At 69.2% G+C, this 17,088-nt stretch carries 16 protein-coding genes and 2 tRNA genes; 5 read left to right on the forward strand and 13 right to left on the reverse strand.

Annotated features, from left to right (window positions below; genetic code table 11):
- A partial coding sequence (locus tag MKK75_RS09435) for a transglutaminase-like domain-containing protein (protein ID WP_244042328.1) occupies window positions 1-579 on the reverse strand: 579 nt, incomplete at its 3' end.
- Between the two features lie 321 nt (window positions 580-900).
- On the opposite strand from MKK75_RS09435, the gene serA reads away from it, so the two are divergent.
- Both serA and MKK75_RS09445 read left to right on the forward strand, forming a co-directional pair.
- The gene (gene serA, locus MKK75_RS09440; protein ID WP_244042329.1) at window positions 901-2,151 is read left to right on the forward strand and encodes a phosphoglycerate dehydrogenase; all 1,251 of its coding nucleotides are present in this window, start codon (window positions 901-903) and stop codon (window positions 2,149-2,151) included.
- A gap of 150 nt (window positions 2,152-2,301) precedes the next feature.
- The gene (locus tag MKK75_RS09445; RefSeq protein WP_244042330.1) at window positions 2,302-2,775 is read left to right on the forward strand and encodes a hypothetical protein; all 474 of its coding nucleotides are present in this window, start codon (window positions 2,302-2,304) and stop codon (window positions 2,773-2,775) included.
- A gap of 105 nt (window positions 2,776-2,880) precedes the next feature.
- Here MKK75_RS09445 and MKK75_RS09450 read toward each other — a convergent pair whose 3' ends face one another.
- A complete protein-coding gene (locus MKK75_RS09450; protein WP_244042331.1) occupies window positions 2,881-3,108 on the reverse strand; it encodes a hypothetical protein in 228 nt (75 codons plus the stop codon).
- 264 nt (window positions 3,109-3,372) lie between these two features.
- On the opposite strand from MKK75_RS09450, the gene MKK75_RS09455 reads away from it, so the two are divergent.
- Window positions 3,373-3,588 carry a hypothetical protein gene (locus MKK75_RS09455; RefSeq protein WP_244042332.1) on the forward strand — a complete coding sequence of 72 codons (216 nt, stop codon included), beginning with the start codon at window positions 3,373-3,375 and terminating at the stop codon, window positions 3,586-3,588.
- Window positions 3,589-3,786: 198 nt separating this feature from the next.
- On the opposite strand, the gene MKK75_RS09460 is transcribed toward MKK75_RS09455, so the two are convergent.
- The 6 genes from MKK75_RS09460 to MKK75_RS09485 all read right to left on the reverse strand — a co-directional run bounded on the left by MKK75_RS09460 (window position 3,787) and on the right by MKK75_RS09485 (window position 7,629).
- Complete coding sequence (locus MKK75_RS09460) at window positions 3,787-4,119, reverse strand: hypothetical protein (RefSeq protein WP_244042333.1); 333 nt, start codon at window positions 4,117-4,119, stop codon at window positions 3,787-3,789.
- A 173-nt stretch (window positions 4,120-4,292) separates the two neighbouring features.
- Entirely contained in the window at window positions 4,293-4,871 is a 579-nt protein-coding gene (locus MKK75_RS09465) for an NADPH-dependent FMN reductase (protein ID WP_244042334.1), read from the reverse strand.
- A gap of 72 nt (window positions 4,872-4,943) precedes the next feature.
- Window positions 4,944-5,630, reverse strand: coding sequence for a cell wall anchor protein (locus MKK75_RS09470; RefSeq protein ID WP_244042335.1), 687 nt, complete (start codon window positions 5,628-5,630; stop codon window positions 4,944-4,946).
- Entirely contained in the window at window positions 5,558-5,956 is a 399-nt protein-coding gene (locus tag MKK75_RS09475) for a hypothetical protein (RefSeq protein ID WP_244042336.1), read from the reverse strand. Before MKK75_RS09475 ends, MKK75_RS09470 begins: the two co-directional genes overlap by 73 nt.
- 61 nt (window positions 5,957-6,017) lie before the next feature.
- A complete protein-coding gene (locus tag MKK75_RS09480) occupies window positions 6,018-7,175 on the reverse strand; it encodes a GGDEF domain-containing protein (protein WP_244042337.1) in 1,158 nt (385 codons plus the stop codon).
- Between the two features lie 378 nt (window positions 7,176-7,553).
- Window positions 7,554-7,629: transfer RNA gene (locus MKK75_RS09485), tRNA-Asn, on the reverse strand.
- A 578-nt stretch (window positions 7,630-8,207) separates the two neighbouring features.
- Between MKK75_RS09485 and MKK75_RS09490 the strand changes: the two genes are divergently transcribed.
- Window positions 8,208-9,887: a methyl-accepting chemotaxis protein gene (locus tag MKK75_RS09490; protein ID WP_244042338.1), complete on the forward strand. Its 1,680-nt coding sequence runs from the start codon at window positions 8,208-8,210 to the stop codon at window positions 9,885-9,887.
- Window positions 9,888-10,233: 346 nt separating this feature from the next.
- On the opposite strand, the gene MKK75_RS09495 is transcribed toward MKK75_RS09490, so the two are convergent.
- The 5 genes from MKK75_RS09495 to MKK75_RS09515 all read right to left on the reverse strand — a co-directional run bounded on the left by MKK75_RS09495 (window position 10,234) and on the right by MKK75_RS09515 (window position 14,929).
- A tRNA-Cys gene (locus MKK75_RS09495) sits at window positions 10,234-10,307 on the reverse strand.
- Between the two features lie 117 nt (window positions 10,308-10,424).
- Window positions 10,425-11,285 (reverse strand): urease accessory protein UreD, encoded by an 861-nt coding sequence (locus tag MKK75_RS09500; protein WP_244042339.1) that lies wholly within the window; start codon window positions 11,283-11,285, stop codon window positions 10,425-10,427.
- Window positions 11,285-12,253 (reverse strand): arginase, encoded by a 969-nt coding sequence (gene rocF / locus MKK75_RS09505; RefSeq protein WP_244042340.1) that lies wholly within the window; start codon window positions 12,251-12,253, stop codon window positions 11,285-11,287. The genes MKK75_RS09500 and rocF overlap by 1 nt, the downstream gene beginning before the upstream one ends.
- A gap of 514 nt (window positions 12,254-12,767) precedes the next feature.
- On the reverse strand, window positions 12,768-14,177 hold the full coding sequence (locus MKK75_RS09510) for an ATP-binding protein (RefSeq protein WP_244042341.1): 1,410 nt from the start codon (window positions 14,175-14,177) through the stop codon (window positions 12,768-12,770).
- Complete coding sequence (locus MKK75_RS09515; RefSeq protein WP_244042342.1) at window positions 14,174-14,929, reverse strand: response regulator; 756 nt, start codon at window positions 14,927-14,929, stop codon at window positions 14,174-14,176. Before MKK75_RS09515 ends, MKK75_RS09510 begins: the two co-directional genes overlap by 4 nt.
- Window positions 14,930-15,222: 293 nt before the next feature.
- Here MKK75_RS09515 and MKK75_RS09520 point away from each other — a divergent pair, with 293 nt between their 5' ends.
- Complete coding sequence (locus MKK75_RS09520) at window positions 15,223-17,088, forward strand: glycoside hydrolase family 15 protein (RefSeq protein WP_244042343.1); 1,866 nt, start codon at window positions 15,223-15,225, stop codon at window positions 17,086-17,088.

Raw genomic sequence — 17,088 nt, forward strand, 5'->3', positions numbered from 1 at the left:
ATAGCCGGTGGCGTAGCGGGCGGGGATGTTCATGCAGCGGCAGAGCGTGATGGCCAGATGGGCGAAGTCGCGGCAGACGCCCTCGCGCTGCATGAAGCCGTCATGGGCGGTGCGGGTGGCGTCGGCGCGCTGGTAGTCGAAGCGCAGGCGCTCGTGGGTGTAGTCGACGATCGCCTGGACGCGGGCCCAGCCCTCGGGCATGCCGCCGAACAGCGACCACGCGGTCTGGGACAGCTTGTCGGTGTCGCAGTAGCGCGAGCCGAGCAGGAACATCAGCACGGCGTCGGGCAGGTCCTGCACCGGGATCTGACGCGCCGCCGGCTCGACCGCGTCCGCCATACCCGTATCCGAAACGGTGAAATCCGCCGCCATGGCGATGCGGCCGCCGGGGGCGACGATGCGGGTGCTGACATTCCCGAACGCGTCGATGTGCTGGCGTGCCGGCACCGGCGGATCGAACGTGATCAGCTCCGGGGTGATCAGGTCGTCGTGACGATCCGGGTGAACGTTCAGCAGCAGGTTCATCGGCGTCGGGCCGAACGTCTCGAAGCTGATCGTGAAGCCGGTGCGGATATGCATGGGAGTGGACCGTGTCGGGCATCGGCGCAACGCCGAGCGGGAGAGGCAAGAACAGTACAGCGGCCTAAAAAGCTTCAAGGCCCATCAAGTTCCGCCAAGCAGTGCTGTTTTCAATGCCGGACTGCCTCAATGTTCGGCATAGGGGCGCCGACGTGCGGCGCGGACCTGGGCGCCTTCCGGACCCGCAGCTCCCGGCCATGCTTGGCTGCCCAGCACGGCGCCATGTTGCATCGCACAGGGCAGGCTCGTATCGCTCACGGTTCACCATCAGGTCCGGCGACGTCACGCCCGCCAGGCCGCAGTGACAGACGATCGATCGCCATGACGCCCGACAAGCTCTCCCTGCCCAAGGACAAGATCCGGATCCTGCTCCTCGAAGGCATCAACGACAGCGCCGTGGCGTTGATGCGGGCGGCCGGCTACAAGAACCTGACCCGACTGCCGAAGGCGCTCGACCGGGAGGCGCTGCACGAGGCGCTCCAGGGCGTGCACATGCTGGGCATCCGCTCGCGCACGCAGCTCGACGCCGCGGCGTTCGAGGCGGCCGACCGGTTGCTGGCGGTGGGCTGCTTCTCGGTCGGCACGAATCAAGTGGAACTGGAGGCGGCGCGCCACCGCGGCATCCCGGTGTTCAATGCGCCGTTCTCGAACACCCGCTCGGTGGCGGAACTGACGATCGGCGAGATCGTGATGCTGCTGCGGCGGATCGTGCCGCGCTCGGTCGGCGCCCATGCGGGCCACTGGGACAAGTCGGCGGCGGGTTCCCTGGAAGTCCGCGGCAAGACCCTCGGCATCGTCGGCTACGGCAATATCGGCACGCAGCTCTCGACCCTCGCCGAGGCGATGGGCATGCGCGTGCTGTACTACGACCACACCGACAAGCTGCGCCACGGCAACACTGAGCCGACCGGGACGCTGCGCGACCTCCTCGCCCAGAGCGACGTGGTCTCGCTGCACGTGCCGGAAACCGACTCCACCGCCAACATGATCGGTGAGGCCGAGATCCGGGCGATGAAGCCCGGCGCCTTCCTGATCAACAACGCCCGGGGCACGGTGGTCGACCTCGACGCCCTGGCGCGCGCGCTCCGCGACGGACACCTGAAGGGTGCGGCCATCGACGTATTTCCGGTGGAGCCCGGCTCCAACGCCGAGGCCTTCGTAAGTCCGCTTCAGGGGATCGAGAACGTGATCCTGACCCCGCATATCGGCGGCTCGACCGAGGAGGCCCAGGAGCGCATCGGCACCGAGGTGGCGCGCAAGCTCGTCGATTACTCGGATATTGGGTCGACGGTCGGCGCCGTGAACTTCCCGCAGGTCCAGCTCCCCGCCCGGCCGACCGGCACGCGCTTCATCCATGTCCAGCGCAACCTGCCCGGCATGCTGGGCCGCCTGAACGACGTGTTCTCCCGCGGGCACGTCAACATCGCGGCGCAGTTCTACCAGACGGACGGCGAAGTTGGTTACGTGGTGCTGGAAACCGATGCCACCGACGCCGATGCCGAGGTGCTGCTGACGGAGATCCGGGCCATCCCGGGGACGATCCGGGCGCGTTTGCTCTACGAACGGCGCTGAGACCGGCTTTCCATCGCCGTCGATCCGATCGAAACCGCGCGGATGAACGCTCCTGCTGTTGCGGCGTTCGTCTTGCGCGGCCACGCTGGCCGCTGTTCTAGTGGAACGCGACCGATACTGATCGAACGGTCGTCCGGCGGAGGGTTTGCGGTGACGAAGCGTGTATGGTGCGCCTGGGCCGGTATCGGCCTCGCCCTGGCCGGGTCGGCCTCGATCCCCTCCCCCGCCTCGGCGGATTGCCTGCGCCGGGTCTACAATCGCTCGAGCCTCGTCCTTGTGGCGCGCCAGGATGGCGGGCCGCCGGCGGTGATGCTTCCAGGGCAGTCCGTGTCGCTGCGGCTGTCGCGGCCGGGCCGGATCGACCTCGCGGCTTATTGCGGCATTCCGTCGGCGGGGGGGACGCCCGTCGAACAGCGCACCTTCGACTACGAGGCCGTGCTCGACCGCTGCTTCGTGCGGTTCGGCGGCGATCTGTTCGTCCCGCAGATCGGGCGCGGCTTCATCGGCCTTCAGGAGACCGCGCCCTTCACGGTCAACAACCCGCAGCAGGGGGACATCATCCTGGGGCCGTCGGCGCAGCCGGCCTGCGCGATGCCGGGCGCCGTCCTCGACCGACGCGGCTGAGTGGATTTGCGTCGGCAGGCCAACGCGTCGGCCGCTCAGGTCGTTGGTGGGCCGCAGGTTTTCGTCGCGTAACCGGAGGCCGCTTCCCCGAAACCTGCTGCGGCGTCAGAGGTAGTGGCGGAACACCACGCGCCCGTCCTCGACCGGACTGGATGAGGCCGGCTGCACCGGCCCGATGATCGGGCTGAGGAGGCGCAGGCCGATCAGGCCGAGGGCGGCCAGCGCCGGGGCGACGAAGCGGAATGGGCGAACCACCATGAGCGCCTCCGTGGCGGGGTCCCGGGCGTCCGGACCCTCGGCGACCTGTCCTGCGTGCAGCCCTGGCGCGCTCAAGGAACATCGCACGACGACGCCGGTCCCGAGGTGCAAAAGCGCACATGGGAACGTGACGGGGCGCGGAAACCGGTCTGGCCCTGACGGAACGGCGCGTCCGCGTTACGGCTGCCCGTTTGCGTCGACGGCATCGCTGGCGTGTCGGGCCGCGCCCTCCTATGCTGCCGACATGGGGAGCCGTCCGGGACGCACGGTAGGGTATGGCGGCATCGGCGGGATCGATGCGCTCCCCGGCGAATCGATTGCGTGAACGAGGACGCGCGTATGCTGAACCAGACGGGTAGCTCGATCCTGCGAGGCGATCTTGGCGTCGAGGAGACGATCGAGTCCGACAACATCGTCCGCTGGGATGGGGAGAGGCTCTATGTCGAGCAGGATGTCTTCCACAACGGCCAGCTCGTCCACCGCAAGTACCGCCGCACGGTGACCGAGCCGGTGGCCCGGGCTCTCTGGACGATCATCAACCGCGCGAAGCAGTGAGCCGCGCGTCGCGTCGGATCGGGCTCGCGCGTCGGCGCTTTCGACTGACCGTATGGTCAGTCGGCGGCTCGCGTGCGTCCCGTCGACGTCCTCACCCGAGCGCCGTGCCCGATCGCGCTGCCATCGCGCGCGGCTCTCGGCCCGTGTCGTGACAAGCTCTCTTGCGCCGGACCGGCGTCCATTGCGGCATAGAGCGCTCTAAGCGGCGACCGCGGCCGGTGCCTCGACGAAAGCGAGCTGGGGCGGAGTCAGGTTTTCGAGCCGGTCATGCGCGTTGTCGAAGGCGGTGCGGATCGTCGCGGCCGCATCCTCGACGGCGACCAGCACCGCCAGCTTCTGAGCGCTCGCACGATCGGCGAGGCTGCGCGCGGCCGCCACGAGGGATTGCTCGAGGGTGAGCAACTCGGCCTCCGCATCCTGCCCGGCCACCCGGGTCGCGGCCGCAAGGCGGTCGAGGACGGCCTGAAGGGCGTGACGCAAGACGAGCGTCCGCACGCGCTCCTGCAGGAGCGCCCGGTCTTCGATCTTCATCGGAGTCAATCCGTGTTCGGGAACACGGTTAAGCTCTCATACTTTGGCCGTGCACGCAGCCACCTTTTTGCAACAGCGAAATCAGGTCTGCCGGTACAGCGAATCCTTGCGCGACGCGGTGAAGTCGGGTGACGGTGGCAATGGGCGCGCGGGCAACATCGCACCGCGCGTCGTCAGTAGGGCGTTCCGTGCCGGCGGCGCTCGCCGAGCGCTTCCGCGTACCATGTCAGCTCGTCGAGGAAGCGCCCGGCGGAGCTTTCGAGCCGCGGTTCATTCAGCGCGCCGTCTTCCCCGACGGCAGTCTGCAGCCGGGGGATGGGCAGGAGCGAGGGGATGCTCGGCATGCCCAACTCCGAAAGCATCGCCCGCAGGGGCATGGCGGCGCGGACGCCGCCGAACGGCCCGGCGGAGTAGCAGCAGATCGCCGACGGCCGCCAATAATACTCTTCGAGAAAATGATCGAGCGTGTTGGACAGCGCCGGCGGCACGTTGTGATTGTATTCGGCCGTCACAACCAAGAATGCGTCGGCGCGCCGATAGAGCGCGGCCAATCGCTCCAGGGTTTCCGGCGCCGTGCCGGCCGGATATTCCTTGTACATCCGGTCGAGCAGCGGCAGCTTCAGCTCGGCCGGATCGACCAGAGGTGCCGCATGACCGCGCGCATCGAGCTGCGCGATCAGGAAACGCGCCGCCCGGATACCTAGCCGGTCGCGGCGGACGCTGCCGAGGATCACGGGTACGGTGAGGGACATGGCAGCCTCCGGAGGGGCCGATCATGTCAGGGAAACGCGCATCGCTCCAGGGTGCTTCGACCCGGGCGCGGTTCAGGCCTTCGACGGACTCGTCAGCGCGGCAGCCGCGATGCCGGCGGGGCCGCCGGTGGCGTAGGCGGCGATCGCCTTCGTCATCTGCTGGAACAGGCCCTGCAGGCCATCGGTCGACTCGGTGCCGGTGGCGGTGGCGGTCCCGCCCGACGTCACGCTGCCGTCCGAAGTCGTGGCCGCATTCGTGGCGGTCGCCGAAGACCCGGTCTGAGCGTCGGCCGCAGCGTCCGACTCCGACGGGCGGGCATGATGGCCGTGATGGTGATGGACGGGGGCCGCGCCGCTCGACGCCTGGCTTGCCTCCGTGGCGCCGGATGTCGCAGACGCGCTGTCGGATTCGGCACCCGACGTGACGCCGGTCTGCAGCCCCATCTGGCTGAAATCGGATTGCAGTTGGAGGAGCGATGCCATCAGGTCGCTGGACATGGCCGGGCTCGCGGCGGCACTGCCCGTCTGCGTGGCGGACCCTGTGGCCTGGGTGGTGCCTGCATCCTGGCTCGCCGTGCTGTATCCGCTGGCGTCGATCGGCTGGGTGCTGGCGGCGCGCGCCTGCCGCAAGGCGCTGACAAGATCCTGCCGGAGTGATGTTCCCGATACCGCGTTGACCGACATGTTCAGTCCTCGAATCGTTGCCGTGATGCGGTCAGGCATGGGGCGTTCCAGAAATTCGCTTTGTTTTTCAAGCACGCATCGGCTTCCAAAAGCGGCAGGATCGGCCGCGCGGCAAATCCTGCCGGCCCGGAGGACCCGCTCGGCCGGGACCGGATCACGGTCGGGACAGCCGATGCGATGCCGGCGAGGAACGACAACCGCGCGATGGCGTTCAGTAGCCCGCGGCGCAGGAATACGGCGCGGCACCCGTCCGTCACGGCCTCGGCCCACTTGCCGGCCTTCCAGGTGAGGCTACCGCCCAGGCTGAACACCGCGGCGATCGCGATGGGCAGGCCGACGATCGCGGACGTCCCCGCCTCGCGAAAGCGCGTTTCTGAAGCGTTCTCCGCCGCACTGGACACCGGTTCGGCCTAAGAGCGCCCGTTGAACCGAGGGCTTTGTGGCGGAACGCCCCGCGCCGGGTCAGGACGCTGCGTTCACCTGCAGGGTGGGCTGGTGATCGGCCGCCGCCCTCGGCACCGGCCGAGCGGCGCGTCCGCCTTTGCCCTTCTTCGCGCGATACAGCTCGGCATCGGCCGCGGCCAGGAGGGGATCGAGTTCGAGGGAGCCCGGCGGCGCGGTCGCGATTCCGATGCTGGTCCCGACGCGGATCTCCCGGCCCTGAATCAGAAACGGCTCGGTGATCGCGCGGTCGAGTTGCTGAGCGAGACGCTCGGCTTCATCGGGCTGCAGCAACGGTCCGTGGACGATCACGAACTCATCGCCGCCGACGCGGGCGATTGCCGCCTTGGTCGGTGCGACGGCGCGCAGCCGGTCAGCGATCGCCTGAAGGAGCAGATCCCCGGCCGCGTGGCCATACTGATCGTTGACCGGCTTGAACCCGTCCAGGTCCAGGCAATGCACGGCGATCGCGTTCCCGCGCGCCTCGGCCACCACGGCGCGGAACGCCTCGCGCAGGCCCAGGCGGTTCAGCAGACGCGTCAAGGGATCGTTCTTGGCCAGCGTCGCCATGTCGTGCCGCAGGATGATCTGACGCCGCGTGTTCCGGTAGAGGTACCGGATGGTCTCGAACCCTCCGCACAGGAACACCGTGAACACCGTTGCGATCGCGATGCTGGTCACGTCGCCCCGGAGGGCCGTCGCCGCGATCCCCGGTACTGTCGCGATACTGATGGCGGCGCCCGCGACGACGGGCCTGAACGAGATGCGCGTCACGGTGCCCGAGCAGTAGCCGAACACGAGCCCCGTCACGAGGATGGGGAGGGCGGGATCGGAGGCGAGGAACCCGCACGCGGCGACGCAACCGATATGGGCCGCGAAGCCGAGCGTGAACCCGGTGTGCACCCACTCCCAGCGGGCCGCGCGCTGGCGGGTCCACGAACGGATCCGCAGGGCACGTTGATGGCATCGCTTGATAAGGCACTTCGAGCCGCTGATGATCGTGCCTGTGAGGGCAATGACCCACAACATCGGTGATCCAAGTCTGAAAGCGACGACGCTCGCCACACCGCAATAAGTTACGGCCATGATGGCGGCGGGAAACACGCCCGTCGCAAGTTCATCGACAAGGGCGATGAACAGGCTGTTTGTTTCCGCGGGATAGCCGAATCGGCGCAACATGGCGCGTTTATCGCGCTTTTATCCCTCAGATTGAAGCAGTCCGGTCCGGCGATCGAAGCAGCGCGCTCCGGATCTTCCCTGCAGTGGGTCGCGCCGCACGGGGCCCGGCTTGGCCGGCGCGTCCCTTGCACGGGCGATCTCGCGCGTCGCGAGTCCCCGTATGCGCGCGCGGCCGAGGCGCCTCAGCCCAGACGGCACGCCGCGTGGGGCGGCCGTGTCGATCGTTCCGGCGAGCCGGGGGATCCGGCGTCGGTCGAGAGCCAGGCTTTCAGGATACGTCCGGGTGATGCCCAACGGTCAATCGGCGGAGGACGATCCGCGCCAACCGGTCTACCAGACCTGGGCGATCGCGAAGCGCCCGAACGATCGAAGGACCGATGGCTCCCCGAGCAGGACTCGAACCTGCGACAAGGCGATTAACAGTCGCCTGCTCTACCAACTGAGCTATCGGGGATCACGGCCGCGTCTCTACACACCGGAGCCGACCGGCGCAAGGGCCTCGATGAAGATCGCCATGCCTCGCTCGCGTTCACCTTCGTCAGGATGGCGAGGGCGCGTCGCGGCGGGTCAGCCCCCCGCTATCGGACGCACGGACCGCAGGCGGCACGACGGGCAGAGGGTTCGCGATTCACAGGGCGCGCCCGAAAGAGATTTGGTCTTGGCGTTCGTCCCGCCGGCCGGGCCGGCGGTACCCCGGGCGGGATTGCAGGCCGTGACTCGTGCCGCTCGCCTGACGTTCCGACCTGACCGGGGCCGAGCCAAGATGATGCCGCCCTCAGCGATGGACCTCAACGTTGAAGGTCACTCACCTTCGGCCGAATCGTCAAATCCAGATCTGAGGAAAACTAGAAAGCGTTCCATGGCCTATCGTCCGATGTGCGTGGATCGCGAGCAAATGCTTCCATCTTCAAAAAGGCCGTTCTTGATGAGGAAAGATTTTTGATTTTTGCCGGCTATATTTGAATGTGCTGCGCCTGTGCCTGCTGTATGGCTTGATCGATCCGGGTCCCATGCAGAAGCAGCCTCGTCGCGATGCGCATCTCCCTCGGCGTTAAGCTCTCGGTCGTGGTCGGCCTGCTGGCCGTCGTGGCCATCGGCATCGCGGTCTTCGCCCTGCGCCAGTCCGCGCTGGAGCAGGAGCGCGCGGCTGCCACCGACAAGATCTGGAATGCCGGATTGCAGGCCGGCGCCCTCGGTCAGGCGATCGAGCATGCCGTGGTCCAGGCGACGGCGCTGTTCACCTCCGAGGACGTGACGGAGGCCCGGACGCGCCTGTCCGCGCTCCATGAGGCTCTCGCCACCGTCGAGCAGGTGCGCGTTCCGTTCCTCGAAGCGATGGAGGATCAGCTCCCGGAGGATCGCCGCCGGCGCTTCGATCTCTTCGTCAAGGAGTTCATTGCCTACCAGAACGACACCGCCGAGTTGGGTCTCACGGTGTCCCCCAAGGCCGCCCTCATCCAGGCGACCGACGAGTCGACGGTGAAGAATCGGGAGCGCATGGTCTCGGAGATCGCCGCCCTGGGCCGCGAGGTGCTGGCGCGCCTGAACGCCCGACGCGCCGCGGATGCCGCAGATCGCAGGCAGGCGCGGATCACGCTGATCACCGTGCCGGCCCTGGCGCTGGCCATCGGCACGCTCGCGGCGATCTGGATCATCCTAACGCAGGTCCGGCGACCCCTGCATCGGCTCAAGGCCAGCATGACGACCCTCGCCGCCAATGACCTGGGGCAGCCGATTCCGTTCACGCATCGCCGCGACGAGATCGGCGAGATGGCAGGGGCCATCGCGGCCTTCCAGAAGGCCCTGATCGAGAAGCGCGACCTCGACGCGGATGCGCAGGCCCGGCGCGACCGCGACCTCGTCCGCATCGACAAACTCGCGACGGCGACGCACGCATTCGAAGTCGAGACGCAAACGGCGGTCGCCGATCTCGCCGGCTCGGCCGAGGCGATGCAGGCGGCCGCCGATACGCTCTCGGGCAACGCCGGCGACATGGCGGCTCGGGCGACTGTCGTGGCCGGCGCCTCCAGCCAGACTGCCGTCATCGTCGACAGTATCGCCAGCGCGGCCGAGGAGCTCTCGGCGTCGGCCCGGGAGATCGAGGCCCGTGTCCGCTACACCAGCGAGATCGCATCGACGGCCCTGACCGATACGCGGGGCCTGGAGGCGACCGTGCGCTCGCTCTCGCAGGCTGCCGAGGAGATCGGGGCGGTCGTGACGCTGATCCGCGAGGTCGCCGAGCAGACCAATCTTCTGGCGCTGAACGCCACCATCGAGGCGGCCCGTGCCGGCGCCGCCGGCCGCGGGTTCGCGGTGGTCGCCGCAGAGGTCAAGGCGCTGGCCGGCCAGACCGCGCTCGCCACCGACCGCATCACCGGGCAGGTCGGGTCCATCCAGGGCGCCGCCGACCGGACCGTCAGCGCCATCGAGTCGATCGCCCAGACAATCGCCCGCATGAGCATGATCGCCTCCGAGGTCGCGGAGGCGACCGATCAGCAGGGCAACGCCAGCCAGGAGATCGCGCGGGCCATCTTCGACGCGGCGGCGGATGCCCGCAAGGTGTCCGAGAGCGTCGCCGGGGTCAGGGCCGCCGCCGCGTCCAACGAGGCCCAGGCCGGTCAGGTGCGCGGCAGCGCGGCGCGCGTGACGACCGGGACGCACAGCCTGCAGCAGGCGATCGAGACTTACATGATACAGGTCCACGGCGCCTGAGCCGTAAGCCCGGAACGCCGGCGCCGGCCGGCACGTTCGACGCGCCTTGCCGCGTGCCCGGCAACGAATCGGTGCTCTTGGACCCATGACGTGCCGCCCTTCTCCGGACTGGTGGAGCGTCAGCGGAACCTCGGCCGGGAACTGGCACGGACAGCATTGCGTCCCGATCCCGCCGGCGCTGCGTGCGCCCGGGAAGACGGCCGTGCAGACCGGCTCTGGGCCGTGCACAGTGTTTCGGCCCAAAACCGCGAAAAGGCAGAGAGGCTGGCTATGGGGGCGATTTCGGGCGCTGCGCGGCCCGCTTCGTCGCAAGCCGTCCGCCAGGGCCGATGTCGGAAAGGAAGGATGGAGGCCTCGCCCGGAATCGAACCGGGGTGCAAGGATTTGCAGTCCTCTGCGTAACCACTCCGCCACGAGGCCGTACCGACGGCGCCGATGCGCCGTGCGGAGCTTGGCGGACAGCTCCGGGTGCGCGTCTCTAGCAGAGGTCGGCGGTCGCAGGCAACGGCTTCGACGCCGCCGATCCGCAGGATCGTCTCAGCTCTGCCAGACCCGCGGCATCGGCAGATTGCGGTAGCCGGTGAGGAAGCGGGCGACCAGGGTACGCAAGGGGCCGACGCCGGCCGAGAGGGCGCGCACCACCAGATGCCCGTTCCAGGCGCTCGCCGCCGCCTCGATCCCGGGCTGCTCGGCCGCGGCCAGGAGGCCCCGCGCTTCGTCCAGCCGGGCCTCGGCCCGGTCGGACACGTCGAGGAGCGTCGCGCAGGCGCACGCGGCGCCGCCGATCGCCGGACGGGCGAGAAGGTCGCTGATCGGCCCCTCGATCAAGAGGTCGTCGGCATAGACGAGTCGGCCGGCCCGGCGCACGCGCCACGCATCCTTGAAGGATCCGGCGGTGATCCGCTCGCCCCGCGCGGCGCGGCCGAAGACGACGATCTCCACGGCGAGGAGGGACGCGTCCGCGGCGAGATCGGCCTCGAACCGCCGGTTGATCCGGGCCTCGTCGAACAGGATCGTCTCCTGGGGCAGCCAGGCGAGCCGTGCCCCCGCCCCGAGGCTCAAGCGATTCTTGATGTGGCTCACCGGCCCGTCGGATCGATAGACCTTCTCGGCCGCCGTGGTGGTGAGCGTGAGGTCGGACGATGGCGCGAGGTCCAGCGCGATCGAGAAGGCGTCGCCGCACGCCACGCCGCCGGCCGTGTTCACGAGAACCGCCTCCAGGGGCCCCTCCCCGCGCGGAAACCGCAGCCGCAACGGACCGGATTCCGATAGGTCGAGGATCCGCGTCTCGCCGCCCGCGCAGGCCGGTCCGGCCCGCAGCCGAACGCGGCCGTTCGAGCGTTGCCGCCCCGGCGCCCCTCCGGCCGTCTTGCCCGCATCCGGGATCTGGCCGTGCATCAGTCGCGCTCGGTCGCGTCGGGAGGCACCGCCTCGATCGGCACGGTCGGGCGATCGAGGATGCGCCGCCCGAAGAGGCTGGCCGCCAGTTCCACCAGCACCCGGGCACTGCGGCCGCGTTCATCGAGGAACGGGTTGAGCTCCACGATGTCCAGCGAGCGCACGAGGCCGGAATCGTGCAGCATCTCCATGATCAGGTGGGCTTCCCGGAAGGTGGCGCCGCCCGGCACCGTCGTGCCGACGCCCGGGGCGATGGAAGGGTCGAGGAAATCGATGTCGAAGCTGACGTGGAGGTGCGCGCCTTGGGCGGCGACCTGCGCGAGGATCTTTCGCAACGGGGCGACCACGCCGAACTCGTCGATGGTCCGCATGTCGGTGACGCCGACGCGCCGGGCCGTGACCAGAGCCCGCTCGCCGGCATCGATCGAGCGCAATCCGAACAGATGGACGTTGGTGGGGCTGAGCGCGGCCGGAACCGGATCGGCGAACAGGTGCGGAAAGCCCGCCTCCCCGCAGAGCGCCGCCAGCGGCATGCCGTGAACGTTGCCCGAAGGCGAGGTCTCCGGCGTGTTGAAATCGGCATGGGCATCGAGCCAAAGCACGACGAGTGGCCGACCGTGCCGGGCGCAGTGCCGCATGACGCCGTCGATCGAGCCGAGCGAGAGGCTGTGGTCGCCGCCGGCGGTCAGCGGCAAGGCACCCCCGACGAGGGCGTTCTCGACGGCTCGGGACAGGGCGCGCGTCCAGGCGGCCACGGCGTCGAGACCCCGCTCCCCGACCGGCCCATCGGGGACGATGTCGCCGTGATCGGCAACCGCATAGCCGAGATCCGCGAGGGCACGGACGAGGCCGGCGGTGCGCAGGGCCGCAGGCCCCATCAGGGCGCCGGGCTCGCTGGTCCCGACCTCGATCGGTGCGCCGATCAGCGCGATCCTGTGCTCGCCGCAGGAACTGGTCTCGCCCGTCATCCCGTCTCCCGCGGTGTTCTGCGCTCCTTACTGCTCTAGCAGGCCGCGGGCCGCTGTTCGATGACGCGGCGCGGATCGATGACGGGCGTGTTCAGCGCGGCTTTCGTATCTGTTCGACCCCGGTTCGAGGGCCTCCCAACGGTAAGACCCAGCCCTTTCCGGATGTTGTACGTTCGACTTGGCCGCGACCGCGCGCCGACATCGCGCGCGCTGCGAAGCGACCCGGGGCAGTGGGACCTCAGTGAGCGTGGCGCCGACTGGATTGCTTCGCTCGCGCGCGCAAAGACAGTGAGCGGAGGCAATACCCACCAAGCCCTTGATGATCGCATAGAGACCTCACCCTGCCGCCGGTTGGAAACACCTTGAAAGGGCGGAGTCGAAACCTTTCGAAACCAGGATTCGGGCTGCCCGCGCGATGCGCAACACCTCACGCATCGATCTCGCAGTCTCTCGACGCAAAGGGCCTGATGGTCCGTGGCCCGCCCGACTCGATCGAGTGTGCCGGCGATAGGCGTCAGGCAGCCTCGGCGGGGGCCGGAGCCGGTCTTCGGACCGTCTGCCCGGCGAAAACCTGGGCCGCGAGGGGCAGCTCGATCACGGCGTCGAGGCCGCCGCCGCGGACATTCTCCAGCATCAGCCGGCCATCGTGCGCCTCGACGATGGCCTGCACGATCGAGAGGCCGAGGCCGAAGCCCCGCGCCTCGTTGAGGTTTCGCGCGCGGTCGCCACGGACGAAGGGCTGCAGCATCGCCTCGCGCTCGGCCTCCGGGATGCCCGGTCCGCCATCGCGCACGCAGACGCGGACCCCGCGCGCGGAGGCTTCCATGTGGACCTCCGCCCGGTCGCCATACTTCACAGCGTTGTCGACAAGATTCGTCACCGCCCGCTGCAGTTCCTCGGGCCGGCCGCGCACGAGGACGTGGCGGCTGCGGCCGACGCTGACCGGCGCTCCGATATCCGAAAAATCGTCGCAGACCGTCTGGACCACGGAGGCGAGGTCCACCAGGGTGAAGCTGCTGGCGTCGCGCGCCTGACCGTCGCGCACGAAGGAGAGCGCCGCCTCCACGAGGCCGTTCATCTGGTCGAGGTCGCGCAGGGTGGCGGCCCGGGCGGTGTCGTCTTCGATGAATTCGGCGCGCAGGCGCAGGCGGGTGATCGGCGTGCGCAGGTCGTGGCTGATCGCCGCGAGCATCTGCGTGCGGTCATCGATCAGCCGGCGCACCCGCGAGCGCATGCGGTCCAGCGCCCGCGACACGGCCAGCACCTCGCGCGGTCCGGCCTCCGGCAGGGCCACGTGATCGTCGCGGGCTCCGAACGCCTCCGCGGCGCCGGCGAGCCGCTTCAGCGGCGCGGTCAGCGCGCGGGTCGCCCAGACGCAGAGCAGCGCCAGCGTGAGCGCCAGAAACACCACGGTGAAGATCAGGGCACCCTGCTTGGGCGTGCGGAGCGGATCGTTCGGCAGGGTCGCCTGAAGCGTCGCCCCGCCGGCCGTGACGATCCCGACATGGAGACGCCCGGCCGATCGCTCCTGGTCCGGGTCCGCGGCGGACAGGTCGACGATCGTCACCGGCCGTCCGGCACCGTTGCGCAGGCGCCGGATCACCGGAAGATCCGGGACCGGCACGGCGCCTGGTGGAGCGTGGCCGTCCCAGGCTTCGACATGGATCAGCGGCAGGCTGCGCGCGCTCGCCAGAAGCGCGGGCCGGGCCGCCGGCTCGACCGTATCGAGGAGCCGCGACAGCATGCCGAGGCGGCTCGCCGCGACGCCGGGCAGTTCGTCGGGGTTCTGGGATTCGTGCAGAAGCAGGAACGCGGCGGTGGCGACGACATGCGCCACCGCGATCCCCGCCACCACGAGCAACGCGATCTGCCCCGCGATGGTCGCCGGCCGCAGCCGGGCGCGCAGCCGCCGCAGCACGCTCATGAGCGCGTGACCTCGGGGGTGAACAGGTAGCCCCCGGAGCGGATCGTCCGGATGAATTCAGGATTGCGGGTATCGCGCTCGATCTTCTGGCGGATCCGCGAGATCAGCACGTCGATGCTGCGCTCGAACGGCCCGGCGGCGCGTCCCTGCGTCAGGTCCAGAAGCTGGTCGCGCGACAGGACCCGCCCGGGCCGCAGGCAGAGGGCGTGCAGCAGATCGAACTCCGCCCCGGTGATGGCGATGCGCGCGCCCTCGGGCGAGAGCACCTGACGCAGGGAGACGTCGAGGGTCCAGCCCGAGAAGTGCAGGCGGCGGCGCTCGTCCGTGTCGGGCGCCTCCGCGGTGACCCGGCGCAGAACCGCGCGGATCCGTGCCAAGAGCTCCCGCGGGTTGAACGGTTTGGCGAGATAATCGTCGGCGCCGAGTTCCAGCCCGAGGATCCGATCCACATCCTCGGATTTCGCCGTCAGGATCAGGATCGGAATCTGCGAGGATTCGCGCAGGCGCCGGCACAGGCTCAGCCCATCCTCGCCAGGCAGCATCAGATCGAGCACGATCAGGTCGATGCGCGATTCCGCCAGCGCCCGGTCCATGTCGGTGCCGTCGCCGGCCAGCGTGACGCGACAATCGTTCCCGCGCAGATAGCGTGCGATCAGGGTCGAGATCTCCCGATCGTCCTCGACCACGAGGATATGGGGGGTCGCCGGAATCGTCATCGCGACGGAGTCTGTGTGCGGTTCAGCCTGCATCATGGATCCATCATGCCCCGAACCGACGATTATTCGAAGACGGTGGACGGAACCAATTTGTAAGCGCGTGTTTCCCTGCGGACGCTCGCACCGATACAGGCACCGCCCCGACGATCCCGCTCAGGGTTGGACGGATTGCAGCACCGCCTCCGGTGCGACATCGCGGCGCCATGCCGCGTCGCTGCTCCTCCTGCGGCGAATCGTCGATCCGGACTCCTCACGCGACGCTCCCCGGCTAACTCCCCCGGTCAGCGTTCGCCTAGCTTGACGGGCGAGGCCGCAAGCCGGAAATCCCCGTGTCAAAGCCTATCAGCGACTACGCCATCATCGGCGACACCCATTCCTGCGCGTTGATCAGCCGCGACGGCTCGATCGATTGGCTGTGCTGGCCGCGCCACGATTCGCCGGCCCTGTTCGTCAAACTCCTCGACGACGAGAACGGCGGCGCCTGCAGCGTGGCGTTCGAGGGCCTCGACGGCACGGCGCGGCGCTATCTGCCCGAGACCAACATCCTCGAGACGACCTTCTCGACGCGGACGGGACGGGCGCGCCTGATCGACGTCATGCCGGTGAACCCCCCGAGCCCCGAGCCCGAGGAGGGTCCCGACGGCGAGGGCGAGAGCCGGCTGATCCGCATACTCACCTGCGACGCGGGCAGCGTCAGCGGCGTGTTCCGGGTGTGCCCGACCTTCGACTATGCGCGACGCCCCTGCACGCCGACCGTCGAGGGCACGTCCGTGCTGTTCGAGGCCGGCGACTGCCGCTTGCGGGTGAACGCGCATCCACGGCCGGTTCTGGCGGAGGATACCGCCGAGATCCGCTTCACCCTGGCGGCGGGTGAGAGCGCCTACCTCGTCCTCACCCACGGGGAGGATCAGCAGGACGCCGCAATCGACGACTTCGCGGGGGCGCAGAGCCGCTTGGACGCCACCGGGGAATACTGGCGCCGCTGGTGCGCCCGCAGCACCTACCACGGTGCCTACCGCGATGCGGTGATGCGCTCGGCCCTCTGCCTGAAGCTCCTGACCTACTCGCCCTCCGGCGGTATCCTGGCTGCGGCGACGGCGGGTTTGCCGGAGGCCGTACCTGGCGACCGCAACTACGATTACCGCTTCACCTGGATGCGCGACGCCTCCTTCACGGTGACGGCCTTCGTGATGCTCGGCTACGTGCGCGAGGCCTCCGAGTTCCTGCGCTTCCTGCGCGAGCGCGACGGCACGTACGGCCGCGAGACGCGCCTGATGTACGGGATCAGCGACGGCATGCCGGAGGAGGAGGAGCTCGAACACCTCGCCGGCTGGAACGGCGTGCGGCCCGTGGTGATCGGCAACCTCGCCGAGGGGCAGGACCAGCACGACATCTACGGCGAGCTGCTGCGCGCCCTGTGCGTGTTTCTGGAGGCCGTCGATTACGATCCGCCCGAGAAGGTCAACGACCGCCTGCCCGAGGTGCTCGACAACCTGACGGCGCGGGCGATCCGCCACCGGCACGACCCGGACAGCGGCATCTGGGAATTGCGGACCGGGCCGCGCCATCAGGTCCACACCAAGGCGATGATCTGGGTGGCGCTGACCGACGCGGCGCGAATCGCCCGGAACATTAAGGGCGTTCCCGAGGCGAAGATCGCGGAGTGGGAGCGCGTCGCCGCCGAGGTCCGGGCGGAGTATCTGGAGAAGGGCTGGAGCGAGGAGAAGCAGGCCTATACCGGGGCCTATGAGTCGCATCACCTGGATGCCGCGGTGCTCCGTGTCGTCCTGTTCGGCGCCCTCGATCCGAAGGACCCGCGCACGCGCGCGACCCTGGCGGCGGTCGAGCGGGAGCTCGGCGTCGGCGATCTGATCTACCGCTACCGCATGGATGACGGGCTCGCCGGCGACGAGGGCACCTTCACGGCCTGCGCGTTCTGGCGGGTCGGCTGCCTCGCCCTCGACGGCCGGACCGCCGACGCCAAGACGGCGTTCGAGCGGCTGATCGCCCGGGGCAACGATGTCGGGCTGTTTGCCGAGGAGATCGATCCGGCGACCGGCGAGCAGCGCGGGAACACGCCGCAGGGTTTCTCGCACATGGCGCTGATCAACGCCGCCCTGCGCCTGGATGACACGATCGCGCGCTACGGATTGACGGAGACTGCGGATGCGGGAGAGCGCAGGGCGGCCGAGTAG

Origin of the sequence: Methylobacterium sp. J-030 (genome assembly GCF_022829545.1) — a bacterium.
In the GTDB taxonomy this organism is placed as follows: domain Bacteria; phylum Pseudomonadota; class Alphaproteobacteria; order Rhizobiales; family Beijerinckiaceae; genus Methylobacterium.